We start from the raw sequence: 25874 nt of genomic DNA, 5'->3' as shown, positions 1-25874 counted from the left end.
ATGCGCATCCTGTGCCTCAGTGTCGGTGGCGGTTCGTAGACTGGAACGCATGGCGGCACAGCGAATCCACCTCGTCCGCCACGGCGAGGTCGAAAACCCCAACGGGCTCCTCTACGGACGGCTCCCCGGCTTCGGGCTCTCCGAGCTCGGCGCCCGCATGGCCCGCGCTACCGCGGAAGACCTGCACGCTCGCGCGGTGCCGGCGACGCGCCTCGTCGTCTCGCCCCTGCAACGCACTCGTGAGTCCGCGGCCCCGATCGCCGAGCTCTTCGGGCTCGAGCCGGTCATCGACGAGCGCGTCATCGAGCCGACGAACGCCTTCGAGGGGCGGCGGATGACGGGCAAGTACGGCGCCCTGCGCCGCCCGGGATCGTGGCCCAAGCTCGTCAACCCCCTGCGTCCCAGCTGGGGCGAGGCCTACAAGTCCATCGTCGCCCGCATGCGCGAAGCGGTGCTCGACGGGGCAGAGCTCGCCGACGGCGGCGATGTTATCGTGGTCTCTCACCAGCTGCCGATCTGGATGGTGCACCGCGCGCTCTCGAAGGAGCCGCTCGCGCACAACCCGAAGCACAGGAGATGCTCGCTCTCGAGCATCACGACGCTGGAGTACCACCCCGCAACCGGCTTCGTGGAAGCCGACTACCGCGAACCGGCGGCGCACGAACTCGGCGCCGCCACCGATGAGGGAGCCGTGTGACCATCCGCTCAGAGAGCGTGAAGACACCGCGCTTTCCCCGAACCCTTCGCGTCGCCCTCGCATCGGCTGGCGTTGCCACGATGCTGCTGCTGTCTGCGTGCTCGGGAGACGAGCCGCTCCCCGACGTCACGTGGGAAGACGGCGGAGCCGGGACCGTCGCTAGCGACGGCAGCTACGAGATCTTCCCCGAGGGCGAGCGCCAGGCGCCGATCGAGTTCGGCGGCGTCACCGAGTTCGGCGACGAGCTCTCCAGCGAAGACCTCGTGGGCTCGGTCACCGTCGTGAACTTCTGGTACGCCTCCTGCCCGCCGTGCCGGCTCGAGGCGCCGGACTTGCAGGCGGCTTGGGAAGAGCACCAAGACGACGGCGTCGAGTTCGTGGGCGTCAACATCTACGACCAGGCCGCGACGGCCAAGACGTTTGCCGAGAAGCAGGGCATCACGTACCCGTCAATCCTCGACGTCGACGACGCCAGCGTTCGCCTCGCGTTCGCCGACAACGTGCCGCCGCAGGCCATCCCGTCGACACTTGTGCTCGACGCCGAGGGCCGCGTGGCATCCGTCATCCGCGGACCCATTGATCCGTCGATCCTCAGATCGATGATCACCGACACCCTCGCAGAGGGCAGCAAGTGACCACTGCGCTGCTCGCCTCCTCAGCACTGACCTCGATCGCCGCAGGCAACGCGGTCGGCGAGACCATCGTCAGCGGGCAGCTGCTCGTGGCGATCCCGCTCGCGGTCCTCGCGGGCCTCATCTCGTTTGCCTCGCCCTGCGTGCTCCCCGTCGTGCCCGGCTACCTCGGGCTCGTCGGCGCCGTGGCGCAGGATGCGCCGGCGAAGGCGCGATCACGGCAGACGGTGGGGGCTTCCGGTCAGGACTTGGGGACCGTCTCCGCATCAACTGCCCCGTCGGTGGCCCCGAAATCAGGATTCCTCGCTCGTATCACGACCGGGCGCGGCCGGGTCGCCTTCGGCGCGACACTCTTCGTGCTCGGCTTCTCGGTCATTTACGTGCTCTCCGGCGCTGCATTCGGTCAGATCGGCACCTGGCTCCTGCTGAACCAGGGCGTCGTCATGCGCGTGCTCGGCGCGATCGTCATCCTCATGGGCGTTGTGTTCATCGGCCAGGTGTCGTTCATGCAGCGCACCGCTCGCCTGAAATTCGCTCCGTCCGGTCTGCTGGGTGCGCCGCTCCTCGGCGTGGTCTTCGGCGTCGGATGGACACCGTGCCTGGGCCCGACACTCGCCGCGATCATGGCGCTCGGAGTGCAGACGGCCTCCCCGGCGAGAGGCGCCCTGTTGGCGTTCTTCTACTGCATCGGTCTCGGTCTGCCGTTCATCCTCATTGCCCTCGGTCTCGGACGCGTCACCACAGGCGTGAACTGGCTACGCAAGCACATCCGGACCATCAACCTGATCGGCGGAGGCCTGCTCATCATCCTTGGATTCCTGATGCTCATCGGCGTCTGGCAACAGATCATGTTCGCGTTCGCCGCGATGCTACCCGGTTATGTCGCGCCCCTCTGATCACTTCGACGCGGGCAAGGACGGCTTCGAGGCCCGCGATCGCGAAGCGAAGAAGTCCACGTCCGGTGGCGCCCGCGCGACGATGCCGAACAAGCCAGGAGGCGCCCAGAAGCCGGGGCGTGCATCCGCACTCGTCGCCTGGCTGCGCACCGCCTGGCGCCAGCTCACGAGCATGCGCACGGCGCTCCTGCTCCTCCTGCTCCTCGCGATCGCGGCCATACCCGGCTCGCTCGTGCCGCAGCGGTCGAGCGATCCGAACGGCGTCATTGTCTACCAGGACACCTATCCAGACATCGCGCCGTTCCTCGACGAGATCGGCATGTTCGACGTCTACAGCTCGCCGTGGTTCACGGCCATCTACCTGCTGCTGTTCGTCTCGCTCATCGGCTGCATCATCCCGCGCATCAAGCACCACTGGGATGCGCTCCGCTCGAAGCCACCGAAGACCCCCGCCCGCCTCTCGAGGCTCGACGCCTACTCGACTCAGGTGCTCGGAGCCTCGCTCGGCCCGAAGCGTGGCGCCGTCATCGACGAGGCCGCCAAGATCCTCCGCGACAAGAAGTACCGCACCGTCATCTTCGACGACGGGAAGCGCGGCGTCTCCGTCTCGGCAGAGCGTGGCTACATGCGGGAGACCGGCAACCTCGTCTTCCACTCGGCCATGGTCGGCGTCATCGTCGCCGTCGGCATCGGTGGCGGCTTCACCTGGTCGGGGCAGCGCGTGCTCGTCGAGGGGCAGACCTTCGTGAACGGCCTCGTCAGCTACTCCTCCTTCAACCCTGGGCGGTTCTTCACGCCGGATGTGCTCGCGCCGTTCTCCATGCGCCTCGACTCGTTCGACATCACGTACGAGGAAGAGAACCAGAACGCCATCGGGCAGGCCACCGACTACGCGGCGAACGTGACCGTCAACACGCCTGGGGGCGAGCCTCAGACGGAGACGGTCCGCGTCAACGACCCCCTTCGGTTCGCGGGCACCGACAGCTACCTCCTCGGCAACGGCTACGCCCCCGAGATCACGGTGCGCGACCCGCAGGGCAACGCCGTCTTCTCCGACTTCGTGCCGTTCCTCCCGCAGGATTCGTTCCTCACCTCCATGGGAGTTGTGAAGGTTCCGGACGGGCTCGACGAGCAGATCGGGATGCTCGGCTTCTTCTACCCATCGGCCGTCGAACTCGAATCGGGAGCGCTCACCTCGAACCACCCCGACTTGCGAGACCCGATGCTGACGCTCAACGTCTACTCGGGCGATCTCGGCCTAGATGAGGGAGTGCCGAGGTCCGTCTACACGCTCGACACCGACACGCTCACGCCGATCGCGGCGCGCGACCTCGACTTTAAGCCGATTGAGCTGCGGCCCGGCGAGACCGCCGAGCTGCCGAACGGGCTCGGCACCATCGAGCTCGGCGAGGTGCCCCGCTACGCGTCCTTCGACGTGCACGAAGACCCCACGCAGATCCCGGTCCTCATCTTCGCGGTGCTCATCATCGCCGGGCTCTTCACGTCGCTGCTCGTGCCACGGCGACGTCTCTGGGTGAAGGCCACCACGCGCGCGGACGGCACGGTGCTCGTCGAGTACGCCGGCCTCGCCCGCGGAGACGACCCGCAGCTGGCCGCCGCCGTCAACGACCTCCTCGACGTTCACACGAGAAAAATCGTAGGCTTAGCCGAACCTGCGTCGCCGGCCCGCGACTCCGGGGGCGCCAAACGCCCCGAGCCCGCCTCAGGCTCCGGATCCGGCGCCGACAGCCAAGGCGCGTCGCTCGCCTCTTCTCCCACTCAGGAAGCTCCATGATCGAAACGCTGTCCAGCTGGTCGAACCTGCTCCTCTACATCTCCATGGCGGTGTACTCGGTCGCCTTCATCGCGTTCGCCATGGACCTGGCGGGTCGTAGCGCGCGGGCAGCCGAACGCTCGCAGCGCCAGTCGGCTGTCGGCGCGACCGCAGCACGCCGAGGCGCGCTTGTCGGGGCCGGTGCCGCGGCAGGCGGGAGCGCCGCCGACGAGGAGGCCCGCGCCCGAGAGCTCTCCGAGCCGGCGAGCTACACCGTCGAGGACCCCTCGAGCCCCGTCTCGCTCGCATCCACGCGCACTGAGTCGGGCGACGCCTGGCGCGACACGCGCGCGACGCCGTCGCTGCGCATCGCCATGTGGCTCACCATCGCCGCGTTTGTCGTGCAGCTCGCCGCGACCACCCTCCGCGGTATCGCCGCCGAGCGTGTGCCGTGGTCGAACATGTTCGAGTTCTCGATGACCTCGACTCTGCTCATCGTGCTGGTCTTCCTCCTCGCCCGCTTTTGGGCTGACGTGCGCTTCCTCGGCACCTTCATCACCGGTTTCACGGTCATCACGCTCGGCATCGCAACGCTCGGCTTCTACGTCGACGTCGTACCGCTCGCTCCTGCGCTGCAGTCGGTGTGGCTTGTCATCCACGTCTTCGTCGCGTCCCTCGCGACGGGCTGTCTTGCCATCGGAGCCGGACTGAGCGTCGCACAGCTCCTGCAGACGCGTCGAGTCGCCCGCGTGCGCGCCGGCCTTCCGACGAAGCTGAACATGCTGTCGGCGCTCCCCGACGCCGTGCGCCTCGAGAACCTCGCCTACCGCATCAACATCGTCGGCTTCATCCTGTGGACCTTCACCCTCATGGCGGGCGCCGTCTGGGCTGAGCGGGCCTGGGGCCGGTACTGGGGCTGGGACACCAAGGAGGTGTGGACCTTCATCATCTGGGTGGTCTACGCCGGTTACATCCACGCCCGCGCGACCCGCGGCTGGCGCGGCACGCCGTCCGCCTGGCTCGCCGTCGCCGGCTTCGCCACCGTCATGTTCAACTTCGGCGTCGTGAACGTCTTCTTCAAGGGACTGCACGCCTACTCAGGCCTGTAGGCCACTTGGCCGCACCTTCGCCGCAGCTCCGCCGTAACTCCGCCGAACCTTCGGAGTGTGTTGCGGGGTTCAGACCCGGACGTTCGGTTCAGGCCGAAGCGGCGAGCAGCGCGTGGCAGCGTCGGATGCGGTCGCGCCACCACTCCTGACGCTCCGCGGGCGAGGCGAGGCGCTCGAGGGCCGACTCATCAACCGTGACGGGGGCGAGCGGGATGCGACCCGAGCGTGGGCGCAGCGGCTCGACGACCACGTCCTCCGCGAGCAGTGAAGCAGTGCCGAGGCCAGCATCGTGACGTGGCTCGGGCAGCGCCGCCGCCAGCTGCGCCCCCATCGCGATGCCCACCGAGGAGTCGAGGGCGCTCGAGACCGTCGCCGGCAGGCCCGCGGCCTCGACGATCTCGGCCGCGCGGCGCACTCCGCCGAGGGGTTGCATCTTCACGACGATCACATCGGCCGCTCCGAGGCGGGCGACCTCGAGGGGGTCCTCCGCTTTGCGGATGGACTCGTCGGCGGCGATCTCCACCGGGATGCCGGCTTCGACGAGGCGTCGGCGGAGCTCCACGAGCTCTGCCGTCGTGGCGCACGGCTGCTCGGCGTACTCGAGCCCGAAACGCGAGAGCTCGCGGAGCGCTTCGATGGCCTCGTCGACCGACCAGCCGCCGTTCGCGTCGATTCGCAGCCGAGCATCCGCGCCGAGTCGAGCGCGGACGCCGGAAACCCTGGCCACGTCGTCTGCCAGCGTCTGGCCCCGCTCGGCGACCTTGATCTTGGCGGTTCGGCAGCCATCGAAGCGGGCCAGTACGCCGTCGAGTGCGGAGGCGTCAACGGCCGGCACGGTCGCGTTGACCCAGATCTCGCCATCTGTGACCCGCGGAAGGGTCGCGTCGAACCCGAACTCGAGCGCGGCGCGCAGCCAGCTCGCGGCCTCCGCGTCCTCGTACTCGAGGAACGGCGAGAACTCGCTCCAGGCGACGGTGCCTCGGATGATCGCAACCTCGCGCGCCTCAACGCCCCGGAACCTCGTCACGAGGGGAAGCGTCACGATGTGCGTGCGGGCGAGGAGTTCGTCGATCTCGGGCAGCTGCATCCGCCCATTCTCTCGCGCTGCCCTGCTGCCCCGCCTCACCCACTCACCGCGTCGCGTCGTCTAGCCCAGCGTCTCGGGATGGCTTCCTCACTTCGGGATGGCTTGCAACCCATCTCGAGGTGAGGAAGCCATCCCGAGATCTGAGGAACCCATCCCGAGATCAAGGATGAGGCCCGAGGTGAGGCGCGAGTCCCGGGATCAGGAATCGATCTCGAGAGCTCCCAGGAGAGCTGGACGCGTTTCGCCCGGATCGCGCTAGGCTGAGTCATCGATCGGTCACACCGGACGTGAAACCCCTATGTCTACGAATCTCTCCAGCCCCGCACCTCGCTTCAGCCCGCCGCCGGCCGACGAGGACTTCGACGACGGCCTCCTGGGGGCTGCGCCTGAGGCGCGACGGCCCACTCGCCTTGTCTCGGCTGGCGACAGGTCAGGCTTCGACAAGCCGCAGCACCGGCACGGGACGGTTGTCCAGCGCACCTGGTACGAGATCGCGTTCAACCCGCGACGCTGGTCCGCCGGTCACTGGGCGCTGCTCGGAGTGCTCATCACAGTGCTCGCCGACGTGTTCGTGGTCTTCTACGCCTCGAACCTGTTTGGCATCGACCGCAAGTTCGAGATCGAGATGTGGCTGCTGACGGCGGGTATCGCCGGGTTCCTGACGATCGCGCTTGCGCTCTGGGGCATCATCTTCAACAGCGCACGAGGCGCGGCGATCTTCGCCCTCATCCTCGGCCTGCCGTTCGGCGCTCCGCCCGCTTGGCTCGTCGGCAACACGCTTGTGCAGCTCATGGCAAACGGCGGCACGCTGCCCGTCGCACCACCGCTCTGGTAGGTCGCTGTCGGGCGAACCCCAGCGAGTGATCGGCCGCGAGTCGGTTAGCGTTGTGGCATGACTGCCTTTGTCTCCGAACTCTTCGACGCCGAGCGCTGGCGCACCGTCCCCGGCTTCGAGGAGCTCACCGACCTCACCTACCACCAGGACGTGACGGGCCGTATCGCCCGCGTCGCGTTCAACCGTCCCGAGGTTCGCAACGCGTTCCGGCCGCAGACGGTCGACGAGCTCGCGCGCGCCCTCGACGACGCGCGCATGAACCCGCGTATAGGCGTGGTGCTGCTGACGGGGAACGGGCCGAGCCCGAAGGACGGCGGCTGGGCGTTCTGCTCTGGTGGCGACCAGCGCATCCGCGGCCGCGACGGCTACAAGTACGCCGACGGCGAGACGCGAGACACGATCGACTCGGCCCGAAACGGGCGCCTGCACATCCTCGAGGTGCAGCGGCTCATCCGCTTCATGCCGAAGGTTGTCATCGCGGTCGTTCCCGGTTGGGCGGCTGGCGGCGGACACTCGCTGCACGTGGTCTGCGACCTGTCGATCGCGTCGCGTGAGCACGCGAAGTTCAAGCAGACGGATGCGGATGTCGGGTCGTTCGACGCGGGCTACGGTTCTGCCTACTTCGCGAAGCAGGTCGGGCAGAAGTTCGCTCGCGAGGTGTTTTTCCTCGCAGAGGAGTACTCGGCGGATCGGGCCATGGAGATGGGCACCGTGAACCGGGTTGTGCCGCACGCGGAGCTGGAGGTCGAGGCCGTGCGCATGGCCGAGACGATCCTGACGAAGTCCCCGACGGCTATCCGCATGCTGAAGTTCGCGTTCAACGCGGTCGACGACGGCCTCGTGGGGCAGCAGGTGTTCGCCGGCGAGGCCACCCGCCTCGCGTACGGCACGGACGAGGCTGTCGAGGGTCGCGATTCGTTCCTGGAGAAGCGCGAGCCGGACTGGTCGCCGTTCCCGTGGCAGTTCTAGCGCAGTCCCAGCTGCTCGTCGCGTCGGCGAGCGTCGAGCCGTGAACGCGGCCGAGCTGAAGCGCGAGCGTGTTCGTCCGCTGATCCGAGTGGATGCGCGTGACCCGGCTGTCGTCACGGAGGCGCTCGTTCGCGCGCTGAACGGCGGCGGCCCTGCCGTGCTGCCGACGGCGGGCGCCGTGCCGGTTTCTCCCTCTCGGAACTCGGACGAGTCGCTCGGCCTCGTGCCGAGCGATGTGGTGCTGGTGATTGAGACGAGCGGGTCGACTGCGGAGCCGAAGCGCGTCATGCTCAGCGCCGCCGCCCTGCGCGCGTCCGCCGCGGCGACGTACGCCAGGTTCGATGAGCTCTTCAGCGACGGGCAGCCGGCCGACCCCACCCGTCAGTGGCTGCTGACCCTGCCGGCGTCGTACGTCGCCGGCGCTCAGGTGCTGATGCGGTCGATCCTCGCGGACACCGAGCCGGTGGTGCTCGGCGATGAGCACTTCACGGCTGAAGGGTTCGCTCGTGCGGCCAGCGAGCTGACCGCCGACCGGCGCTACGTGTCGCTCGTGCCCGCGCAACTGGCGCGTCTGCTCGACGCGGCCGATTCGGAGGCCGGCACCGGCGACGTCGCACAGGCCGTCGCCCGCTTCGACGCGATCCTCGTCGGCGGGCAGTCGCTGCCGTCAGCGCTTCGGTCGCGGGCCAAGGCCCTCGGCTGGAACCTCGCGACGAGCTACGGCTCGAGCGAGACGAGCGGGGGGAGCCTCTACAACGGGGAGCCGCTCGACGGCGTCAAGGTGCGCATCCGCGCCGGCGAGGTGCAGTTGACGGGGCCGGTGCTCGCCTCCGGCTACTTGGGCGACCCGATCCGGACGGCGGCCTCCTTTATCGAAGAGGGTGGCGAGCGCTGGTATCGCACAAGCGACGGCGGGCGCCTCGAGCTCGACGAGGGCACTGGCCGCGAGCGGCTCGTGGTCACGGGGCGGCTCGACAATGTCATCGTCTCCGGGGGTGAGAAGGTGCTCCTCGACCGAGTCGAGGGCATCGTCCGTCAGCTTCGCGGTCTTGAGGGCGCGGTTGTTGTTGCGGCGCCGTCAGAGAAGTGGGGGCAGGTGCCTGCCCTGGTCGTCGAGAGCGCAGCTTGGGGCCCGAACAAGGGTCAGTCTGGCGCGCCCGCGGCGCAGAGCAGCCGGAACGACCCGACGGAGCAGGGCATTCACGACGACAAGAGCGGCGCGGTGCTCGTGGATGCTCGCGAGCTGACCGCGGACGTGCGCTGGGCAGAGGTGCGCGCGGCGACCGCCGGGGCCGGTCGGGCGGCGCGTCCGGCGGTGCTGGTTCTGGTGTCGCGCATCCCGCACCTCGCGAGCGGCAAGCCAGACCGACGCGCGCTCGAACGCATGGTCCGCACCCTCACCTGACCCTCGGCTCGGCATACCCCGGAGCCGTCGCCGCGGCCGCGCTCGCTGCCCGCGTTTCCAACCTGTGGCGGATGCTCGGGGGTTGGTAACGCAGGCAGCGAGGTGCTCAGCTGCCCGAGCGGCGCCGGAGCAGCATCGTCGTGCCGAGGCCGGCGCCGAGGAGGACAAGCACTCCGGCGATGATGAGCGGCGCGATCGGTTCGCCGCCGGTCGTCGCGAGGGAGCCAGGGGGCGTCTCACCGCCGGCCGCGGGGACCGCGGTTGCAGTAGCTGTTGCTGTTGCCGTCGCGGTTGCAGTCGGCTCACCGGTCGGCCCGGCTGTCCCGGTCGGCGTCGGCGTGCTGGTCTCGGTTGTAGTGGGGTCGGTTGGCGTCGGCTCTGGCGTGCCCGGTTCGAGGATGCCCCGCAGCTCTGCGCCGACGGTCTCGGTGAGGTAGGCGACGCCGGCCTCGTTGGGGTGCAGGGCTCCCAGCTTGAGAGAGGTGCCTGGTGTGCTCGGGGTCCCGGCGCTGGCCTCGAGGGTGATGCCGTTCACGTAGGGCTCGGTCGTCGAGCAGGCCGAGTTGGCCGCGGTCTTCTCGAAGGTTGACACAAAGGTCGCGCCGTTGAGTTCAGCCGCCGTCTTGATGGCTGCGTCGAGGCGAGCCTCGGTCTCGTGCAGGTAGGCGGTGTCGACGTCGGTGAACGGGAACGAGTTCTCGGTGAACCCCGACGGCGTGACAGCGGGAGTGAAGCATCCGCTGGCTGGCGTGTTCGCGGCGTTCGGCGTGATGGCGGGGTAGCCGACGACCACGACGTCGGCGTTCGGCGCCTTCTCGGCGATGAGCGCGAAGGTTGCGTCGAGCGTGAGGCCGAGCGACTCGGCGATGCGGTGCGGGTAGTTGGCGAGCGCCTGGAAGCACCCAGCCGCTGGCTCATCGCTGAACGGCACGAGCCCGAACCCGGCGGAGTAGGAGTCGCCGAGGGCCACGTACTCGGGTGCGACGGCGTCGGCCGAGCCATCGCCTGAGGGTGCGGCGTAGGCGACGGGCGACGCGAGCAAAGTGATGCCCGCAGCGGCTAGGCCGACGGTGACCGCGCGCAGGCGTGATCCAGAGCGAGAAGTCATGGTTCTCCTTTGAAACGGACGTTGCTCGGAGCTGGGGGAGTCGCTGCATTCATATTGCACGCATCCGTTCGTCATGGGAATGGCTTGCCGAGGCCGCTTCTCTGGTTCTCGGCCGTCGTCGCAGGGATGCGCACTCCCGCGGCCCTCTAGAATCGCTCCGTGGCGCAGAAACAGAAGCAGAAGCAGCGGAAGCAGCAGCGAGTGAACCCGACGCAGCGGCCTCGGCCGAAGGCGAGTGAGGTGCGCAAGCTGGATGCGCGCGCCTGGATCTCCGGCGCTCGCCTGCGCACGCTCCCGCTCGCGATCGCCCCCGTGCTGCTCGGCACGGCGGGCGCCATCGTCGACGGGGCGCCCGGCGAGTACCACTGGGTGCGCGCACTCGCGTGCCTCGCGGTTGCCCTGTGCCTGCAGATCGGCGTGAACTACGCCAACGACTACTCCGACGGCATCCGGGGCACCGACACCTATCGCGTGGGACCGGCCCGCCTCACGGGCTCCGGCCTCGTTGACCCGAAGCGCGTGCGACTCGTCGCGTTCATTTTCTTTGGTCTCGGCGCCCTTGCCGGCCTGTTCCTCGTCATCACGTCCGGCCACTGGTGGCTGCTCGCCGTTGGCGCGGCCGCGATCCTCGCCGCCTGGTTCTACACGGGCGGCAAGCGCCCGTACGGCTACGCGGGGCTCGGCGAGGTGTTCGTCTTCGTCTTCTTCGGCCTCGTGGCAACGGCCGGCACGACGTTTGTGCAGATCGGCAGCGTCTCCACGAACGTGTGGATCATGGCGGCAGCCGTCGGCCTCTTCGCCTGCGCCGTGCTCATGGTCAACAACATCCGCGACATCGAGCAGGACCGCCTCGCCGGGAAGCGCACGCTCGCGGTGCTCGTCGGGCCGGTTGTCGCGCGCTGGCTGTTCGGTGTCTTCACGCTGGCACCGTTTGTGCTCGCGATCCTCTTCGCCATCTCGTACCGCAACGCGATCTTCACGTTCTTCGCGCTGCTGCTCGCCGCTCCTGCCGTGCTCATCGCGTCGACGGCCCGCAAGCCCAAGGAGCTCATCCTCGCCCTCATGCTGACGAGCTTCGCGACCCTTGCCTACGCCCTCCTGCTTGGGCTCGGCATCGTCTTCAGCGGGTACGTGCGCTAACGCTGCGGAGCGGAGGGCGCTCCGTCGGCGCTCGGCTCCTCAGAGGGGTCAGCGTCGGTCGCGTCGGCGTCGGCGTCGGCGTCGGTCTTCGTCGCCTCGCTCGGCTCGACCGCGGTCTGTTCCGCTTCGGTCTGTTCCGCTTCGGTCTCTTCCGCTTCGGTCGGCGAGACCTTCTCGGTCGTGTCGAGAGCCGCGTCTTCGTCCTTGTCGTCAGCGGTGCGCGAGTCCTTGCGCTCACTGAGACGCTGCAGGTCCGCCCCCATCTGCTGGCGCGTACCGCGTAGGAAGATCACCGAGATGCAGGCGCTGATGATGGCGCCGACGGCCGCGCCGGCGAGCCAGTTCCACTGCCAATCGGGCAGAGCCAGCATGACAACCGCGAAGGGCACCGCGAACGCGAGCAGTCTGATGACGGTATAGACGAGCCAGGCGCGCTTCGAGTTCATCCCTCAAGTCTACGAGCGGGTGGATGCGCACGGTTCGCAGTCGGTTCGCAATAGGTTCGCGGAGAGCGCAGGCATCACCAGGTCGGGCGGAGGCAAGTCGCGTATCCTCGGGGGACCATGTCTCGCCTCCTCATTACTGCCGCAGTCATCGTCGTCGCGGTGACCATTTTCGCCGTGGTCGATTGCGCGATGACGGACACAAAGCGCACTCGCGCCCTCCCGAAGCCTGTCTGGGTTGTTGTTGTGCTGCTGGTCCCTGTGGTCGGCCCTCTCCTGTGGCTCTTCTTCGGCAAGGTCCGCGGCAACGCGGCGGCATCGAGGCCGATCCAGACCACTCCGGACGACGACGAGACCTTCCTCCGTTCGATTGGCATCGAGTCCGACAGCGAGGAACGCATCCGTAAGCTCGAGGAGGAGCTGAAGGCCCTCGACGACGTCGAGTTCCCTGCCTCGGCGCCGAAGGGTCCCGTCAGCGATGGCGGTGCAGCGACGGCCCTCGAGGACGCCGCTGACGAGCCCGCGAACGGCGACAGGACCTCCAAGGCAGACAAGGCGTCCAAGCCTGAGCCCCGCGGCAAGAAGCCGCGCAAGGGTGAAGCAACCGACGCCGAGCACGACGAAGAGCCGATCGAGCACAAGGACGACAGGACGCAGGGCGACGGGTCGCCTCGTGCCTGAGCGGCACGTCGACTCCGAAGCTCCCAACTCTCACCGCCCAACACCGGGTGCTGAGGCGCCTGTCGTATCGACGGAGCCAGCTCCGCTGCCTCGCACCGGCAATCCGGCTACCGACTACAGCGTGGACTTCCTCGGCGGCCTCGTGCGTTTCGGCGTCACCGATGTTGTGGTCTGCCCTGGCTCCCGCTCGCAGGCGCTCGCGCTCGTGGGGGCCGAGCTGGAGCGCGTCGGCGCGGTACGCCTGCACGTGCGCCTTGACGAGCGCTCCGCCGGATTCTTCGCGCTTGGCCTCGCCGCCGAGACGGGGCGCGCGGTCCCCGTGATCACGACGTCCGGCACTGCCGTCGCGAACCTGCACCCCGCAATGCTCGAGGCCTTCCACGCGGGCCTCCCGCTTGTCGCCGTCACCGCCGACCGGCCCGAGGAACTCCTTGGCATCGGCGCGAACCAGGCGACAACTCAACCCGGCATCTTCGGTCCGAGCATTCCGTTCGAGACGGTGGATGCGCCGATCGGGTCGCCTGCGGAAGCGTCGCTCGCGGAGAACCTCGCGCTGCGTGCCGCCTCGGCCTCGGGCCCGCTGCATCTGAACCTCGCGTTCCGCGACCCGCTGAGCGTTGCGGTGCCGCGGCTGGACGAGTGGGCTGCTGGCGTCGAACCGGTCGGGAGCGCTGGAGCAGAGCAGGTATCGCCGCCGGCCGACGTGCTCGAGATCGATGCGACAGCGTGGCCGCGGACGATCGTCATCGCGGGTGCCGCGGCCGGTCCAGAGGCAGAGAAGGTCGCCCACGAGGGGGGCTGGCCGCTCATCGCCGAGGCGACGAGCGGGTCGCGCTTCGGGCGCAACCTCGTGCTCGCGTACCGTCAGCTGCTCGGCGCAGGTTCCCCGCGCCCCGACCTGCGCGACTCGGTTGAGCGCGTGCTTGTGTTCGGGCACCCGACGCTTAGCCGTGAGGTGCCGCATCTCATCGCGCGCGAGGGGGTGCACGCCGTCGTTGTGGGACCCACGGGCGGCGAAACGTACAACCCCGGGCGTGCGGTCGCGGCGCATGTTGATGCCGTGCTCGTGCATCCGGTGCCTGCTGGGGACTCGGATGCTCGTGCCGAGTCCCGCGCCTGGCTCCGGGAGTGGGTGCTCGCGAGCCGAGACATCGTCGAGGCGGAGGCCGAGCGCACTCCTGCTCCAGACATCGAGGCCTCGCGCTCGAGCGACAAGGCGGTGCGCAGCCGCTTCGCGAGGCAGGAGCTGGCGGTCGCCCGCACGAAGGTCGACAGGCGCATGCTCGTCGACGCCGTGTGGAGCGCCACATGGCCGCACGACCGGCTGGTGCTCGGCGCCTCCACGCTCATCCGCGTGCTGGACGCGCGCGTCGCGGGCAAACCCATCCGCGTGCACTCGAACCGCGGGCTCGCGGGCATCGACGGCACCGTCGCGACGACGCTCGGCATCGCGGTCGGCAGCCAGCTCGCCGGCCCAGTCTCGGCGCAGGGCGGCGTGACGCGCGCGCTCATCGGCGACCTGACGTTCTTGCACGACGCGTCGTCGCTCCTGGTCGGTCAGGGCGGCGAGTGGGCGCCTCGCGTGCAGCTCATCGTTGGCAACGACGGCGGGGGCACAATCTTCGACGATCTCGAGGTCGCTCGCACTGCAAGCGTCGAGGCGCACTCGAGGGTGCTCTACACGCCTGCCGCGGTCGATCTGGAGGCGCTCGCGACGGCGTACGGCTGGAGCTACTGCCGCGCCGCGACGCGCGCAGACCTCGAGCGTGCTCTCGTCTCGCGCGAACACGAGCGCGTGCTCATCGAGGTGCCGCTGCCCCGCGGCTGATCATCGGCGGGCGGTCCCTGCCGTTTGCCTAGACCGGCGGGAGGTCGCCGTCCATGACAACCGATTGCGTTGCCTCGTCCCACGCGTACGTCGCCACGGCCTCGCCTGTCGGAGCCGCGTTGGGTTCGCCGGGGAGCGGGTAGCGGTAGGTCACGGTGATCGCCGTGTCGGAAAGCTGCTGGACTCCGGGGAAGAAGCCATACGCGTCAGCCGTCGCGGTCCCGATGAACTGGCCGCCGTGGAAGAGCAGAATGTGGTTCGGCGTTGATGCCGTTCCACCCTCAAGCGTGGCGACCGCGTAGGACAGGGGCGCGCATGAGTCCCAGGTCTCGCGGTCGGGGTCGGCCGCCACCCACGGCACGTCGGGGAAGTCGGGGTATGCCGCGACTTGGGGAAGGGTGTCTTCGAGGACCGCCGCCTGCGTCGAGTCGGTGCAGGCGGTCCCCGTCTCTGGTGCTGGCGATTCAGGGGCGCTCGGCGTCGTCGCGGCCGTTGCGGTCACGGTCACGGTCGCAGCCGGAGAACTGCCGGTGGCCTCCGGGGCTGCGGCGGCTGCACATCCGCTCAACCCGAGAGCGGCGAGGGCGAGAGCCGCGATGGCCGTGGATGCGCGCGCGGACCGTGAGAATCGCATGACTGGTGCCCCCTCCGTCGACGTCTCTGCAGGCTAGCCACCTGGGCTTGGCGCAGCCCGAGAGAGTGAATGTCAGGACCTAGACTGGCTCGATACGCTGACCACGAGACCGCGGAGGAACGATGGCCCCCTCATCCACCAATCCAGAGACCCTCGCCGCGGCGGAGGGCGACATGAACTTCCACACCCGCAAGTGGGTGCGACCGGAAGATCTGAACGCGAACGGGACGCTCTTCGGCGGCAGCCTGCTGCGCTGGATCGACGAAGAGGCTGCGATCTACGCCATCATCCAGCTCGGTAACTACCGATGCGTGACGAAGTACATCTCGGAGATCAACTTCGAGGCGTCAGCGGAGCAGGGCGACCTCATCGAGATGGGACTCGTCGCCACGCATTTCGGCCGCACCTCTATGACGATGCGGGCCGTCGTGCGCAACATGATCACGCGCCGCACGATCCTCTCTATCGAGAAGATCGTGTTCGTCAGCCTCGGCGACGACGGTGTGCCGGAACCCCACGGTTACTCGAGCATCACGTACGCCAGGGACCGGATGCCCACGACGCACCCGAAGACAGGCACGATCGCCGTTCCTCGAGCAGGCGAATAGCGCACCGCGTCGTGCGAACGACGAAGGGCGCCCGGTCTCCCGAACGCCCTTCGTGAACTGCTGAGGTCGAGCTACTGGTTGCCGACCGCCTTGTCGGCGGCGTCGCGCGCGCCCTGAACCTGGTCGGTGAACTTGTCGCCAGTCGCCTTCTGGACGGCGTCAGCAGCGCCGTCGAGGATCTTGTCGCTGATGTCTTCTGCCTGCTCGCTCTTGAGCGCCTCGGTGACGCGCGGCTCCTTGAGGAACTCCTGCGCCTTGCCGGTGAGATCTTCGATGCCCATGTGGTTCTCCCTCTGTTGAGCGACGCCCCCGCTCCGTCGTGGAAGCCGTTCGCGGAGCCAAAGCCTAGCGTCAGTTTGTGGCGTTAGCCTGTTCTCATGCCTCACTTCACTACCGAAGACGCAGCAGTGCTGCGCGTTACCCCCGACTTCGATCTGAGCTCGGTCGACGCCGGCTCGACTCCCGGTTTCAGCGGGAAGAAGGCCGACGCTGCGGCGCTGTTCACCGAGCACGACGACGAGATCGCGGAACTCCAGGAGCGCATGTTTGCGACATCGCGCGCCGGGCTCGAGGCGCCATCCGTGCTCCTCCTCCTGCAGGGTATGGACACCTCGGGCAAGGGCGGAATCGTCCGTCACGTCATCGGAGGGGTCGACCCCCAGGGAGTGCAGATCGCGTCGTTCAAGGCGCCGACCGCCGAGGAGCGCGAGCAGGACTTCCTCGTTCGCATCCGCAAGCAGCTCCCGTCAGCGGGCAAGATCGGCGTCTTCGACCGCTCTCACTACGAGGATGTGCTCATCCAGCGAGTGCGCTCGTTTGCGCCGCCCCAGGAAATCGAGCGACGCTACGGGGCGATCGTCGATTTCGAGAACGAACTGGCAGCATCCGGGACCAAGCTCATCAAGGTCATGCTGCACATCTCCAAGGAGGAGCAGGGCGCGCGTCTCGCGGAACGGCTCGACCGGCCCGACAAGTACTGGAAGTACAACCCCGGTGACATCGACGAGCGACTGCTCTGGGACCAGTATCAGGAGGCGTACGAGATCGCGCTGCGGCGCACGTCGACGGAGACGTCTCCGTGGTACTGCGTGCCTGCCAACAAGAAGTGGTTCTCGAGGCTCGTCGTGAAGGGTCTGCTGCTGGATGCGCTGCGCGGCTTCGACCTGCAGTGGCCGGCGGCCGACTTCGACGTCGAGGCCGAGAAGAAGCGTCTGGCGGAGAGCGCCTAGTCTGCGAGTTCCGGTGGCCAGACCACGCTGAACCGCTCGAAGACCACCTCGTGCTCCGGCGTGAACTCGCGTCCGACGGCCGCGCGGGTGCGCTCCCAATAGCGCCAGTGCTCCCGGCGCCAGCTCTCGAGGCTGCGGTCGTCTTCGCCCTCGTCGTACGCGAAGGCCGCGTCGACGCTGTCGAAGGTGCCGATGCGGAGCTCGGTGCTGCGGATGACAACCGCGGGCTTCCCCCGCCCGTCACACGCGATCCAGTGCGAGCCGACCCGAGGGAGCAGCTCACCCTCCTCGGCGAACTCCACCACGAGGGCGGCAGTGGCCCGTTTCGGGCCGTAGGTAACAAGCGCAAGCAGTTCGTCAGCAAGCTCGACGCTGTCGCCGAAGAACTCGGCCGTGTACTCGGGTGCCGCTGCGAAGGCCCCCGGGAAGGCCGCGCGGTAGTCCTCCCACAGTGCGGCCGCGGCCGCACGGTCGATTCCGGGGAGCTCGGTGCGTCCGAGCGCTTCGTTACTGTTGGCGTTGCTGGCTTCAGTCACCGCGGAGCGCCTCCACGATCGGGCGGAACTTCAGCTGCGTCTCGCGGTACTCGTCGGACGCGTCGGAGGAGGCGACGATGCCGCCACCCGCAAAGGCCGTGATCGTGCCGCTCGAGTTGATCTCCGCTCCGCGGAGCGCGACGGCCCACTCGCCGTCCCCGCCCGCGCCAACCCAGCCGACGGGGCCCGCGTAGCGCAGGCGGTCGAATGGCTCGAGGGCGAGGATCGCGTCGAGGGCCGCGTCCGTCGGGGTGCCGCCGACCGCTGCCGTCGGGTGCAGTGCGTCCACGAGGTCGAGCACCGTCACGCCCGCGGGGAGGGTGCCGCGGATATCGCTTGCCAGGTGCCAGAGGTTCGGCAGCTTGAGGGTGAAGGGGATGCGGCTGCTCGTGAGCCCCGTGCCGGGATCGTCGTGCGTGTCGAGGGTCTCGAGAGAAGCGAGGGCGCTCTCGACGGCGTAGCGATGCTCGGCGAGGTTCTTCTCGCTGTGGCGGAGCCGCGCCTCTGCGCGAGCGTCGGCCTCCTCGTCGCCGCCTCGAGGCGCGGTTCCCGCGAGCACGCGGGCGGAGACCTGGCGCTCGAGGACCCGAACGAGCGTCTCTGGGCTGGTGCCCGTGAGGCCGTCCACCGCGTAGGTCCAGCATTCGGGATACGCGGCAGCGAGTCGTGCGATCAGGCGGCGGCGGTCGGCGCCAGCGGGGAGGGTCCCGTGCTGCTCGCGTGCCAGAACGACCTTCGAGAGGTGGCCAGTGTGGATGAGGTCGAGCGCTCGGTCGATGGCACGGCGGTGCTCATCGGCCGTCATGATGCCGTCTTCGAGCACCGCGGCCGCGTCGACGCCTCCGAATCCCTGAACCTCGGGTAGGCGGGGCTTCGGCTCGGAGCCGTCCGCGGTGATCGCCGTCACGAAGGCGACAGAGCCACGCCGTCCGATGACAAGCTGTGGAACCTCGAGGACGCTGGGCGCCCCAGACTCTGCCGCGAAGGCGAACGCCCCGAACGCGACGAGGCCGGAGCCAGTCGCCTCGACGGCGTCGTTGATCTCGGCGGCCTCGACGACGCTTCGCCACGCGGCCGCGGAGTCTGGGATGCGCGTCTCGCCCGCGAATTCACCTCGCCAGGCACTTCCCGTCGCGACGAGGCCGTCGCCCTGACGGAGCCAGACGAGGGGAGAGCTCGACGACGCGAAACGGAGGAGATCGCCCGGATCTGGCACCTCGATCGTCCGTGCGCGCAGGCGGGGGGTGTTGGCAGCTGGCACGACCGCAAGCCTAAACCCGGCGAGGAAGGGGCGCCCCTGCGGTCCGCCTGAATGCGGCCAGGGCGAGACGTGCGCCGCAACGTAGGATGATCTGGTGACAAAAGCCGACCTGAACAAGCGACCCGAGCAAGTGTCGTCGATGTTCGACCGTGTTTCCAAGAAATACGACGAGACGAACGACATCTTGAGCATGGGCAACGCGCCGCGTTGGCGCGTGCAGACGCGCCACGCGATCGCCCCGCAGCCGGGTGAGAAGATCCTCGACGTCGCCGCGGGCACCGGAACGGTCAGCAAGGTCCTCGCCGACGCCGGCGCCAAGGTCACGGCCCTCGACTTCTCCGCGGGCATGATCGAAGAGGGCAAGCGCATCCACGGGGCGAACCCGAACATCGAGTTCGTGCAGGGTGACGCCACGAAGCTCCCCTTCGAGGACAACACCTTCGACGCGTCGACCGTGAGCTTCGGACTGCGCAACGTGCAGCAGCCGAAGGTCGCGCTCCAGGAGATGCTGCGCGTCACGAAGCCGGGCGGGCGCCTCGTCATCGCCGAGTTCTCGACGCCTCCGCAGGCCCTCATCCGCACGGGATACCGCGCCTACATGCAGCTCGCGATGCCCAGCATCGTGAAGCTCGTGAGCAGCGACCCCGAGGCCTACACGTACCTGAACGAGTCGATCATCGCGTGGCCGGCTCAGCGCGAACTCGCGTCTTGGCTGCGCGAGGCGGGCTTCGAGCGGGTCAAGTACCGCAACCTCTCCGCCGGTGTTGTTGCGCTGCACAAGGGATTCGTCCCGCTTGCCGAGGCAGGCAGCTCCTCCAGCTAAGGAGAAGCGCACCAGCAGCCACCGGCAAGACGCCGGCCTGAACCCCCAACCCAGTTCGCCCGGAGGCTTCCCTTCGAGCGGGACACCTGAACCACCAGGAGACATGAGCGTGGAGCTCCCCAAGACCGAACAGCGCCGTGAGGCGCGAAGCACCGTGGTGCCTGGCGGAACCGACGACCTCTTCGACGGTCCGAAGTCCGACGTGCTGCGCGAGCGTCTCGACGCTGGATTGGCCGCGGTCGAGACTCGTCTCCGCGCCGAGGTGCAGTACGCCGACGAGATCGCCGACGTGACCGCCCGTTACCTGCTCAACGCCGGCGGCAAGCGCCTGCGCCCCATGCTCACCGTGCTCGCATCGCAGTTCGGTGAGACGCCGGGCTCGGACGACGTCATCACGGCCGCCGCGGCCGTCGAGCTCACTCACCTCGCGTCGCTGTACCACGACGACGTCATGGACGAGGCTGAGCTGCGCCGTGGCGTCGCCGCCGCTCACCTGCAGTGGGGCAACTCCATCGCGATCCTCGCCGGCGACCTGCTCTTCGCGCGCTCGAGCCTGCTCTTCTCGGAGCTCGGCCTTCGCGCCGTTCGTCTGCAGGCGACGATCTTCGAGCGACTTGTGCTCGGTCAGATGCGTGAGACGACGGGGCCGGCGCCGGATGCTGACCGCATCGACCACTACGTCGGTGTTCTCGCAGACAAAACGGGCTCCCTCATCTCCGCCGCTGCCCAGTTCGGCGCGATCATCTCGAACGCGCCGGAAGCGGTCGTCGCGGCGCTTGCCGAGTACGGCGAGCGTGTCGGTGTCGCCTTCCAGCTCGCCGACGACGTCATCGACCTGCAGCAGAACCCAGCCACGACGGGGAAGCTCGCGGGCACCGACCTGCGTGCCGGCGTCGAGACCCTGCCTGTTCTGCTCCTCGAGCGTCAGGCCGCGACCGACGAGGCGAGCCGCGACCTGCTGGAGCGCATCCGTACCCGTGTTGCCGGCGTCAATGAGCAGCCGGAGGAGACTCGCGCGAGCGAGGAAGAGATCTCTGGCATCATCACCGAGCTCCGGGAGCACCGCGTGACGCAGCTCACCGTCGACGAGGCCCAGAACTGGGTGACGCTCGCCGTCGAGGCGCTTCGGCCGCTCAAGGCAGGCCCGGCGAAGAACGCCCTCGAGCGGTTCGCCGCGGAGGTCGTCAGCCGCGATCGCTGACCGAGCCGTCCGCTTGGACAGCTCACCCCCTGATTCCTTTCCGGAGGACAACACCTAGCGCGCCTCCACCCCGAACCCGTCTTGGAGGACATGTGACCACGCTCCGCCTTGCCATCGTCGGTGCAGGACCAGCCGGAATCTACGCTGCGGACATCCTGCAGAAGATGGAGCGCCAGTTCGATCTCTCCATCGACCTGTTCGATAAGCTGCCAGCCCCCTACGGGCTGGTGCGCTACGGGGTCGCTCCCGACCACCCCCGCATCAAGGGCATCATCAACGCCCTGCGCGAGGTGCTCGAGTCCGGCGTCATGCGCGTCTTCGGTGGTGTCGAGTTCGGCAAAGACATCACGCTCGACGACTTGAAGCAGCACTACCACGCGGTGATCTTCTCGACGGGGGCCATCCGGGATGCTTCCCTCGACATCCCTGGTATCGACGCGCAGGGCAGTTACGGCGCTGCCGACTTCGTGAACTGGTACGACGGGCACCCCGATGTGCCGCGCACGTGGCCGCTTGAGGCGCGTGAGATCGCTGTCATCGGCAACGGCAACGTCGCTCTGGATGTCGCGCGCATGCTCGCGAAGCACCCGAAGGATCTCCTGTCGACGGAGGTGCCGCAGAACGTCGTCGAAGGTCTCGAAGCGAGCCCCGTGACCGACGTGCACGTCTTCGGGCGCCGGGGGCCCGCCCAGGTCAAGTTCACGCCGCTCGAGCTGCGGGAGCTGGGCGAGGTGCCAGACGTCGATGTCATCGTCTACGAGGACGACTTCGACCGCGACCCGGCGGCCGCCGAACTCGCGAAGACCAACAAGCAGCTCATGGTCATCGGTCGCATCATGGGCAAGTGGCGCGGCGAGCGGGAGCTCACGGCCTCGCGGCGCCTGCACCTCCACTTCTACTCAAAGCCGGATGCAGTGCTCACGGAAGAGGGCCCGGACGGTGAGCGCGTGCGCGCCATCCGGATCGAGCGCACGGAGCCGGACGCCGAGGGTGGCGTCCGCGGAACCGGTGAGTTCGTCGAGCATCCCGTGCAGGCCGTCTACCGGGCTATCGGGTACTTCGGCTCGCCCCTGCCAGGCGTGCCCTTCGACGAGCACCACGGGGTCATCCCGAACCACGAGGGGCAGGTGTGGGACGACGACAACCAGCAGGTCAACGGCATGTACGCGACCGGGTGGATCAAGCGCGGGCCCATCGGCCTCATCGGTCACACGAAGTCCGATGCGCTGGAGACCGTCACGCACCTCGTCGCCGACCAGGGCAACTGGTGGACGCCGGCCGACGCGAGCGAGGCATCCGTCGTGGAACTGCTCGAATCGCGCGGGGTGCAGTTCACGGACCTCGCCGGCTGGCGTCGACTCGATGCCCATGAGCTCGCGCTCGGTGCGGCGAATGGTCGTGAGCGAATCAAGGTTGTGGATCGCGATGAGATGACGAGGATTTCGCGTGGCGAATAGGGGTTTTGGTCGCGGTTGAGTAAGTGGGGAGTTCTCCCCATCGCGGAACGCTCGTTCACCTCGTACGCTCGGAGTACGCACAGAGAGCGGAAGGGATTTCGGGCCTGAACCGGTCCGAATCAAAGACTTCAGCCGGCGGCTGAGCCGCGTCGCAATGGTCGTTCTGACCGCGGCGCGATACTGGGGGAGCTCGCCGTCGGCTGAAGACCCCTTAGGGCTGGGAGCCCTGCAGCAGGGTCACGCAGGCCAGCGCCAATCGGTGCTGGCCTGCTCAGTGTTGATCGCATGAATTCACTGGATAACGCTGGTCAGGCGGGCGACGTTGTCGAGTGCGCGGGTCAGGATTGGCCGCTGGCGCCACTCCTCGAGGGTGAGCTCGAAGCTGCGCTGCCTGTAGCCGTTCTCGACCTCGCGCATCCGGTTCACGAACTCCTCGCCGTGCACCATGAGCATGAGCTCGGCGTTGAGGGTGAACGAGCGCATGTCCATGTTGCTCGAGCCGATGAGTGTGACGGAGTCGTCGAAGGTGATGTGCTTCGAGTGGAGGATGTAGGGGCGGCGGTAGAGCATGATCTTGACGCCCGCTCGCAGGAGCGCCTCGTAGTACGAGCGCTGGGCGTGGAAGACGAAGAACTGGTCGGCGATCTCGCCCACGAAGAGCTCGACGCTGACTCCTCGCTGCACCGCCGTCGTGATGGCGTACATGAGCGAGTCGTCTGGCACGAAGTAGGGGCTGACGATGACGATGCGCTCTCGGGCCGCGTAGAGGAGCTGGTTGAAGAGGCGCAGGTTGTTCTCGTTCTCGTAGCCCGGCCCGCTCGGCACGAGCTGGCACGGGAACACGTCGTGCTGGTCGCCGGCCTCGACGTCCGCTTCTGCCTCGTCGGGTTCTGGCGTGACCGGGTCGTCCTCGAAGACGCCCGTCAGCAGCTCTTCGGTTTCCGCGTACCAGTCGGAGATGAAGACCGCGTTGACGCCGGTGACCATGGGGCCTTCCATGCGGAGCATGAGGTCTTTCCACTTGAGGGAGTCGCTGCCGGGCTTGGGTCCGCGGTGGTAGTCGCGCGAGATGAGGTTCTGCGAGCCGAGGTACGCGACTCGGCCGTCGACGACAAGTAGCTTGCGGTGGTTGCGGAGGTCGACGCGCTGCAGGCCGCCCTCCCACGGGTACAGCGACAACATGCGATGCCAGTCGGCGCCGATCTCGGTGAGGTGGTGCTTCATCTTCTTGTAGCCGCGGTACCGCATCGACCCGATGTGGTCGAAGAGGACGCGCACGGTCACGCCGCGCTGCACGGCGCGCTCGAGGGCGTCGAAGAATGGGGCGGTGGCGTCGTCGTGGCTCATGGCGTAGAAGAGCACGTTGACGTAGCTCTCGGCCTCGTCGATCTCGTTGGCCATGCGCCGAATGGCGCGGTTGTAGGTGCCGTGCAGCTCGAGCCGGTTGCCGTCGGCGAGCGGGATCGCGGTGAGGTGCTCGCCGAGCTTCGTGACCTGCTCGAACCAGGACGGGCTCGTGATGACGCGATCGGCGGGCGCGATCTGGTCGGTGGCGTCGCGGATGATGCCGTCGACCTGGGCCTGCATGCGTCGCCTGCGGGTCGGCAGCTGGTTGGTGCCGAACAGGAAGAACAGGATGACGCCGAGGTACGGGATGAGGATGATCGTGATGATCCACGCGAGGGCCGTCGTGGGGCGCCGGTTGCGGGGGATGACAACCAGCGCCGTCACGACGATGAGCACGTAGAAGGTCGCGACGGCCGCGAGCCAGAACCCGGTGAGCCCGAGCTCCGGGTACCAGGGCATGAGGGCGCCAGCGGCGGCGCTCGGGTCGTACCCGGTTCGCGCGACCCCCGGGGGCACTAGCGGCGGTTGACGAACTGCAGGTCGACCTCGACGTCGGCGCTCTTGAGCAGGGCCATGGTCGCCTGCAGGTCGTCGCGGCTCTTGGAGGAGACGCGGAGTTCGTCTCCCTGGATCTGCGCCTTCACGGTCTTGGGGCCCTCGTCGCGGATGAGCTTCGTGAGCTTCTTCGCGCTCGGCTGGTCGATGCCCTCCTTGAGGGAGGCCTCGATGCGGTACTCCTTGCCGGAGGCGTACGGCTCGCCCACGTCGAGCGTCTTCAGTGAGAAGCCGCGCTTGATGAACTTGGTCTGCAGGACATCGAGCACCGCCTTCACGCGCTCTTCGCTGGAAGCCTTGAGGAGGAGCTTTTCGCCAGACCAATCGACCGAGGCGCCAACGCCCTTGAAGTCGTAGCGCGTCTCGAGCTCCTTCTGCGCTTGGTTGACGGCGTTGTCCGCCTCCATCTTGTCGACCTTGTTAACGACGTCAAACGAGGAATCTGCCATGTCAACCATGGTAGCGAGGACCGCCGACATTCTCTCGAGCGGAGCCAAGTCCCGGGTCGTTTCGACAAACCGGGTGGAAGTCGGTAGTCTCTAGCCTGCACGTTTGCGCTTCGCGCTGTGCACTGGCGAGTTACCCAAGCGGCCAAAGGGATCTGACTGTAAATCAGACTGCTCAGCATTCGGGGGTTCGAATCCCTCACTCGCCACGAACACAATGACGCGAGACATCCACAAGATGTCTCGCGTCATTGCTCTATCTGCCGCAATCTTGGGCGCGGTGCTGCGCTCAGTTGCTCGTCGGCACCTCGGCGTGGGTGGTGGCCCAGGTGAGCGCGTACTCGGCGACCTCTTCCCATCCGGTCTGGCTGACGATGCGGTGCGTGCGTCTCGCGAACTCGCGGTACTCGACCGTCGCGGGGCTGCCCGTCTGCGTGTACTTCTTGACGATCGCCCGCCCGATGACGGGTGGCACAACGTGGTCGATCTCGCCCGTGATGACGAGCAGGGGTGCCCGGTCGCTCCGGGCGTAGTCGACGTGGCTTGCGCCGCCCTCCTCGTTGAAGGCCGCGGCGACTCCTTCGAAGAAGACCCTGTTCACTGAGTTGACGGCGAACTCCTCCCAGAGCTTGTCCGACTCGGCGCGGCTGAGGTCGTTGCCAAACGTGTAGTGGAAGTGCGCCTTCGAGATGGGGGACGCCCCGTTCTTGTTGAACGGATTGCGGAGGACGGGGAAGCCGGAGCGCACGGTGGAGAAGGGCAGCGTCGTGATGCCGGCGGGCTGGCCGGGGGTGACGCCGACGTAGGCAACGCCGAGGTTGCGGTCGGCGAGCATCTGCGTGAGGAGTCCGCCGAAGGAGTGGCCCATGATGATCGGCTTCTCCGGAAGGGCGCGGATGATGCGCTCGTAGTGGTCGGCGATCTGCGCGAGGCCGACCCCCTTGAGGGCCGCGGGGTTGCGGCGGATGTCGCCGACGCTGCGGTCATCGATCCCGGGCCAGCCGGGCACGATCACTTCGTGGCCGCGGGCCCGGAAGTGCTCGGCCCACGTGTTCCAGCTGGTGGGGGTCATCCAGAGCCCGTGGATGAGGACGATGGGGGTCTTGTGCTGGTCGTTGCTGTTCATCTTGATCTCTGTGGTGCGTCTGGGTGGTTCTGGGGTCTGTGTCTGGC

At 68.0% G+C, this 25874-nt stretch carries 26 protein-coding genes and 1 tRNA gene; 17 read left to right on the top strand and 10 right to left on the bottom strand.

Translation table 11 applies throughout. The features are described from left to right. Positions 1–49: 49 nt before the first annotated feature. From FHX72_RS16440 to ccsB, 5 genes are read left to right on the top strand one after another with little or no spacing between them, the layout of a single operon-like run. Positions 50–697, top strand: coding sequence for a histidine phosphatase family protein (locus FHX72_RS16440; protein WP_183626503.1), 648 nt, complete (start codon positions 50–52; stop codon positions 695–697). Next, positions 694–1332: a TlpA family protein disulfide reductase gene (locus FHX72_RS16435; RefSeq protein WP_235812653.1), complete on the top strand. Its 639-nt coding sequence runs from the start codon at positions 694–696 to the stop codon at positions 1330–1332. The genes FHX72_RS16440 and FHX72_RS16435 overlap by 4 nt, the downstream gene beginning before the upstream one ends. After that, positions 1329–2225: a cytochrome c biogenesis CcdA family protein gene (locus tag FHX72_RS16430; protein WP_338110160.1), complete on the top strand. Its 897-nt coding sequence runs from the start codon at positions 1329–1331 to the stop codon at positions 2223–2225. Before FHX72_RS16435 ends, FHX72_RS16430 begins: the two co-directional genes overlap by 4 nt. Beyond that, entirely contained in the window at positions 2209–4020 is a 1812-nt protein-coding gene (gene resB / locus FHX72_RS16425) for a cytochrome c biogenesis protein ResB (RefSeq protein WP_183626502.1), read from the top strand. Before FHX72_RS16430 ends, resB begins: the two co-directional genes overlap by 17 nt. After that, positions 4017–5108: a c-type cytochrome biogenesis protein CcsB gene (gene ccsB / locus FHX72_RS16420; RefSeq protein WP_068478386.1), complete on the top strand. Its 1092-nt coding sequence runs from the start codon at positions 4017–4019 to the stop codon at positions 5106–5108. The genes resB and ccsB overlap by 4 nt, the downstream gene beginning before the upstream one ends. Before the next feature lie 88 nt (positions 5109–5196). Here ccsB and FHX72_RS16415 read toward each other — a convergent pair whose 3' ends face one another. Continuing rightward, positions 5197–6195, bottom strand: a complete 999-nt coding sequence (locus tag FHX72_RS16415; protein WP_183626501.1) for an o-succinylbenzoate synthase — start codon at positions 6193–6195, stop codon at positions 5197–5199. Positions 6196–6493: 298 nt separating this feature from the next. Between FHX72_RS16415 and FHX72_RS16410 the strand changes: the two genes are divergently transcribed. The 3 genes from FHX72_RS16410 to FHX72_RS16400 are packed head-to-tail and all read left to right on the top strand — an operon-like array spanning position 6494 to position 9404. After that, the gene (locus FHX72_RS16410; protein ID WP_183626500.1) at positions 6494–7030 is read left to right on the top strand and encodes a hypothetical protein; all 537 of its coding nucleotides are present in this window, start codon (positions 6494–6496) and stop codon (positions 7028–7030) included. Between the two features lie 57 nt (positions 7031–7087). After that, positions 7088–7999, top strand: a complete 912-nt coding sequence (locus tag FHX72_RS16405) for a 1,4-dihydroxy-2-naphthoyl-CoA synthase (RefSeq protein WP_068478380.1) — start codon at positions 7088–7090, stop codon at positions 7997–7999. A 40-nt stretch (positions 8000–8039) separates the two neighbouring features. Then, positions 8040–9404, top strand: a complete 1365-nt coding sequence (locus FHX72_RS16400; protein WP_338110159.1) for an AMP-binding protein — start codon at positions 8040–8042, stop codon at positions 9402–9404. A 106-nt stretch (positions 9405–9510) separates the two neighbouring features. Here the strand turns inward: FHX72_RS16400 and FHX72_RS16395 are convergent, their stop codons facing one another. After that, complete coding sequence (locus FHX72_RS16395) at positions 9511–10512, bottom strand: SGNH/GDSL hydrolase family protein (protein ID WP_183626499.1); 1002 nt, start codon at positions 10510–10512, stop codon at positions 9511–9513. 159 nt (positions 10513–10671) lie between these two features. On the opposite strand from FHX72_RS16395, the gene FHX72_RS16390 reads away from it, so the two are divergent. Then, on the top strand, positions 10672–11652 hold the full coding sequence (locus FHX72_RS16390) for a 1,4-dihydroxy-2-naphthoate polyprenyltransferase (protein WP_183626498.1): 981 nt from the start codon (positions 10672–10674) through the stop codon (positions 11650–11652). Here FHX72_RS16390 and FHX72_RS16385 read toward each other — a convergent pair. Continuing rightward, a complete protein-coding gene (locus FHX72_RS16385) occupies positions 11649–12098 on the bottom strand; it encodes a DUF4229 domain-containing protein (protein ID WP_183626497.1) in 450 nt (149 codons plus the stop codon). The genes FHX72_RS16390 and FHX72_RS16385 overlap by 4 nt on opposite strands. 117 nt (positions 12099–12215) lie before the next feature. Here FHX72_RS16385 and FHX72_RS19215 point away from each other — a divergent pair, with 117 nt between their 5' ends. Next, complete coding sequence (locus FHX72_RS19215) at positions 12216–12776, top strand: PLDc N-terminal domain-containing protein (protein ID WP_068478370.1); 561 nt, start codon at positions 12216–12218, stop codon at positions 12774–12776. After that, complete coding sequence (menD, locus tag FHX72_RS16380) at positions 12769–14604, top strand: 2-succinyl-5-enolpyruvyl-6-hydroxy-3-cyclohexene-1-carboxylic-acid synthase (protein WP_338110158.1); 1836 nt, start codon at positions 12769–12771, stop codon at positions 14602–14604. Before FHX72_RS19215 ends, menD begins: the two co-directional genes overlap by 8 nt. A gap of 28 nt (positions 14605–14632) precedes the next feature. Here the strand turns inward: menD and FHX72_RS16375 are convergent, their stop codons facing one another. After that, on the bottom strand, positions 14633–15238 hold the full coding sequence (locus FHX72_RS16375; RefSeq protein ID WP_068493872.1) for an LppP/LprE family lipoprotein: 606 nt from the start codon (positions 15236–15238) through the stop codon (positions 14633–14635). A gap of 122 nt (positions 15239–15360) precedes the next feature. On the opposite strand from FHX72_RS16375, the gene FHX72_RS16370 reads away from it, so the two are divergent. Then, positions 15361–15846 (top strand): acyl-CoA thioesterase, encoded by a 486-nt coding sequence (locus tag FHX72_RS16370; protein WP_183626493.1) that lies wholly within the window; start codon positions 15361–15363, stop codon positions 15844–15846. A gap of 71 nt (positions 15847–15917) precedes the next feature. Here FHX72_RS16370 and FHX72_RS16365 read toward each other — a convergent pair whose 3' ends face one another. Further along, positions 15918–16127, bottom strand: coding sequence for an antitoxin (locus FHX72_RS16365; RefSeq protein ID WP_183626491.1), 210 nt, complete (start codon positions 16125–16127; stop codon positions 15918–15920). 96 nt (positions 16128–16223) lie between these two features. On the opposite strand from FHX72_RS16365, the gene FHX72_RS16360 reads away from it, so the two are divergent. Continuing rightward, positions 16224–17075 carry a PPK2 family polyphosphate kinase gene (locus FHX72_RS16360; RefSeq protein ID WP_183626489.1) on the top strand — a complete coding sequence of 284 codons (852 nt, stop codon included), beginning with the start codon at positions 16224–16226 and terminating at the stop codon, positions 17073–17075. Here the strand turns inward: FHX72_RS16360 and FHX72_RS16355 are convergent. Further along, the gene (locus FHX72_RS16355) at positions 17072–17611 is read right to left on the bottom strand and encodes an ASCH domain-containing protein (RefSeq protein WP_338110157.1); all 540 of its coding nucleotides are present in this window, start codon (positions 17609–17611) and stop codon (positions 17072–17074) included. The genes FHX72_RS16360 and FHX72_RS16355 overlap by 4 nt on opposite strands. After that, complete coding sequence (locus FHX72_RS16350) at positions 17604–18872, bottom strand: isochorismate synthase (RefSeq protein ID WP_235812649.1); 1269 nt, start codon at positions 18870–18872, stop codon at positions 17604–17606. The genes FHX72_RS16355 and FHX72_RS16350 overlap by 8 nt, the downstream gene beginning before the upstream one ends. Before the next feature lie 94 nt (positions 18873–18966). Here FHX72_RS16350 and FHX72_RS16345 point away from each other — a divergent pair, with 94 nt between their 5' ends. The 3 genes from FHX72_RS16345 to FHX72_RS16335 all read left to right on the top strand — a co-directional run bounded on the left by FHX72_RS16345 (position 18967) and on the right by FHX72_RS16335 (position 22353). Further along, positions 18967–19695, top strand: a complete 729-nt coding sequence (locus FHX72_RS16345) for a class I SAM-dependent methyltransferase (protein ID WP_068478363.1) — start codon at positions 18967–18969, stop codon at positions 19693–19695. Between the two features lie 103 nt (positions 19696–19798). Then, positions 19799–20896 carry a polyprenyl synthetase family protein gene (locus FHX72_RS16340; protein WP_183626487.1) on the top strand — a complete coding sequence of 366 codons (1098 nt, stop codon included), beginning with the start codon at positions 19799–19801 and terminating at the stop codon, positions 20894–20896. A 92-nt stretch (positions 20897–20988) separates the two neighbouring features. Further along, on the top strand, positions 20989–22353 hold the full coding sequence (locus FHX72_RS16335) for an FAD-dependent oxidoreductase (protein ID WP_183626485.1): 1365 nt from the start codon (positions 20989–20991) through the stop codon (positions 22351–22353). Positions 22354–22644: 291 nt separating this feature from the next. Here the strand turns inward: FHX72_RS16335 and cls are convergent, their stop codons facing one another. Then, positions 22645–24159 (bottom strand): cardiolipin synthase, encoded by a 1515-nt coding sequence (gene cls, locus FHX72_RS16330; protein WP_183626585.1) that lies wholly within the window; start codon positions 24157–24159, stop codon positions 22645–22647. Between the two features lie 56 nt (positions 24160–24215). Beyond that, positions 24216–24704 (bottom strand): YajQ family cyclic di-GMP-binding protein, encoded by a 489-nt coding sequence (locus FHX72_RS16325; RefSeq protein WP_068478537.1) that lies wholly within the window; start codon positions 24702–24704, stop codon positions 24216–24218. Between the two features lie 124 nt (positions 24705–24828). Here FHX72_RS16325 and FHX72_RS16320 point away from each other — a divergent pair. Continuing rightward, positions 24829–24910 (top strand) — tRNA-Tyr (locus FHX72_RS16320). Positions 24911–24990: 80 nt separating this feature from the next. Here the strand turns inward: FHX72_RS16320 and FHX72_RS16315 are convergent. Continuing rightward, positions 24991–25827 (bottom strand): alpha/beta hydrolase, encoded by an 837-nt coding sequence (locus FHX72_RS16315; RefSeq protein ID WP_183626483.1) that lies wholly within the window; start codon positions 25825–25827, stop codon positions 24991–24993. Positions 25828–25874 lie beyond the last annotated feature (47 nt).

The sequence above is a fragment of the Pseudoclavibacter helvolus genome (genome assembly GCF_014191305.1).
Classification (GTDB): Bacteria; Actinomycetota; Actinomycetes; order Actinomycetales; family Microbacteriaceae; genus Pseudoclavibacter; species Pseudoclavibacter helvolus.
The sequence above is the reverse complement of the archived record's forward strand: the minus strand, read 5'-3'. Positions and strand labels throughout refer to the sequence as shown.

What these genes read in the sequence shown, in the direction of transcription:
- FHX72_RS16440 (WP_183626503.1), top strand. Translation starts at nt 50, where the DNA reads ATGGCGGCACAGCGAATCCACCTCGTCCGCCACGGCGAGGTCGAAAAC.
- resB (WP_183626502.1), top strand. Translation starts at nt 2,209, where the DNA reads ATGTCGCGCCCCTCTGATCACTTCGACGCGGGCAAGGACGGCTTCGAG.
- ccsB (WP_068478386.1), top strand. Translation starts at nt 4,017, where the DNA reads ATGATCGAAACGCTGTCCAGCTGGTCGAACCTGCTCCTCTACATCTCC.
- FHX72_RS16415 (WP_183626501.1), bottom strand. Translation starts at nt 6,195, where the DNA reads ATGCAGCTGCCCGAGATCGACGAACTCCTCGCCCGCACGCACATCGTG.
- FHX72_RS16410 (WP_183626500.1), top strand. Translation starts at nt 6,494, where the DNA reads ATGTCTACGAATCTCTCCAGCCCCGCACCTCGCTTCAGCCCGCCGCCG.
- FHX72_RS16405 (WP_068478380.1), top strand. Translation starts at nt 7,088, where the DNA reads ATGACTGCCTTTGTCTCCGAACTCTTCGACGCCGAGCGCTGGCGCACC.
- FHX72_RS16395 (WP_183626499.1), bottom strand. Translation starts at nt 10,512, where the DNA reads ATGACTTCTCGCTCTGGATCACGCCTGCGCGCGGTCACCGTCGGCCTA.
- FHX72_RS16385 (WP_183626497.1), bottom strand. Translation starts at nt 12,098, where the DNA reads ATGAACTCGAAGCGCGCCTGGCTCGTCTATACCGTCATCAGACTGCTC.
- FHX72_RS19215 (WP_068478370.1), top strand. Translation starts at nt 12,216, where the DNA reads ATGTCTCGCCTCCTCATTACTGCCGCAGTCATCGTCGTCGCGGTGACC.
- FHX72_RS16375 (WP_068493872.1), bottom strand. Translation starts at nt 15,238, where the DNA reads ATGCGATTCTCACGGTCCGCGCGCGCATCCACGGCCATCGCGGCTCTC.
- FHX72_RS16370 (WP_183626493.1), top strand. Translation starts at nt 15,361, where the DNA reads ATGGCCCCCTCATCCACCAATCCAGAGACCCTCGCCGCGGCGGAGGGC.
- FHX72_RS16365 (WP_183626491.1), bottom strand. Translation starts at nt 16,127, where the DNA reads ATGGGCATCGAAGATCTCACCGGCAAGGCGCAGGAGTTCCTCAAGGAG.
- FHX72_RS16360 (WP_183626489.1), top strand. Translation starts at nt 16,224, where the DNA reads ATGCCTCACTTCACTACCGAAGACGCAGCAGTGCTGCGCGTTACCCCC.
- FHX72_RS16340 (WP_183626487.1), top strand. Translation starts at nt 19,799, where the DNA reads ATGAGCGTGGAGCTCCCCAAGACCGAACAGCGCCGTGAGGCGCGAAGC.
- cls (WP_183626585.1), bottom strand. Translation starts at nt 24,159, where the DNA reads ATGCCCTGGTACCCGGAGCTCGGGCTCACCGGGTTCTGGCTCGCGGCC.
- FHX72_RS16325 (WP_068478537.1), bottom strand. Translation starts at nt 24,704, where the DNA reads ATGGCAGATTCCTCGTTTGACGTCGTTAACAAGGTCGACAAGATGGAG.
- FHX72_RS16315 (WP_183626483.1), bottom strand. Translation starts at nt 25,827, where the DNA reads ATGAACAGCAACGACCAGCACAAGACCCCCATCGTCCTCATCCACGGG.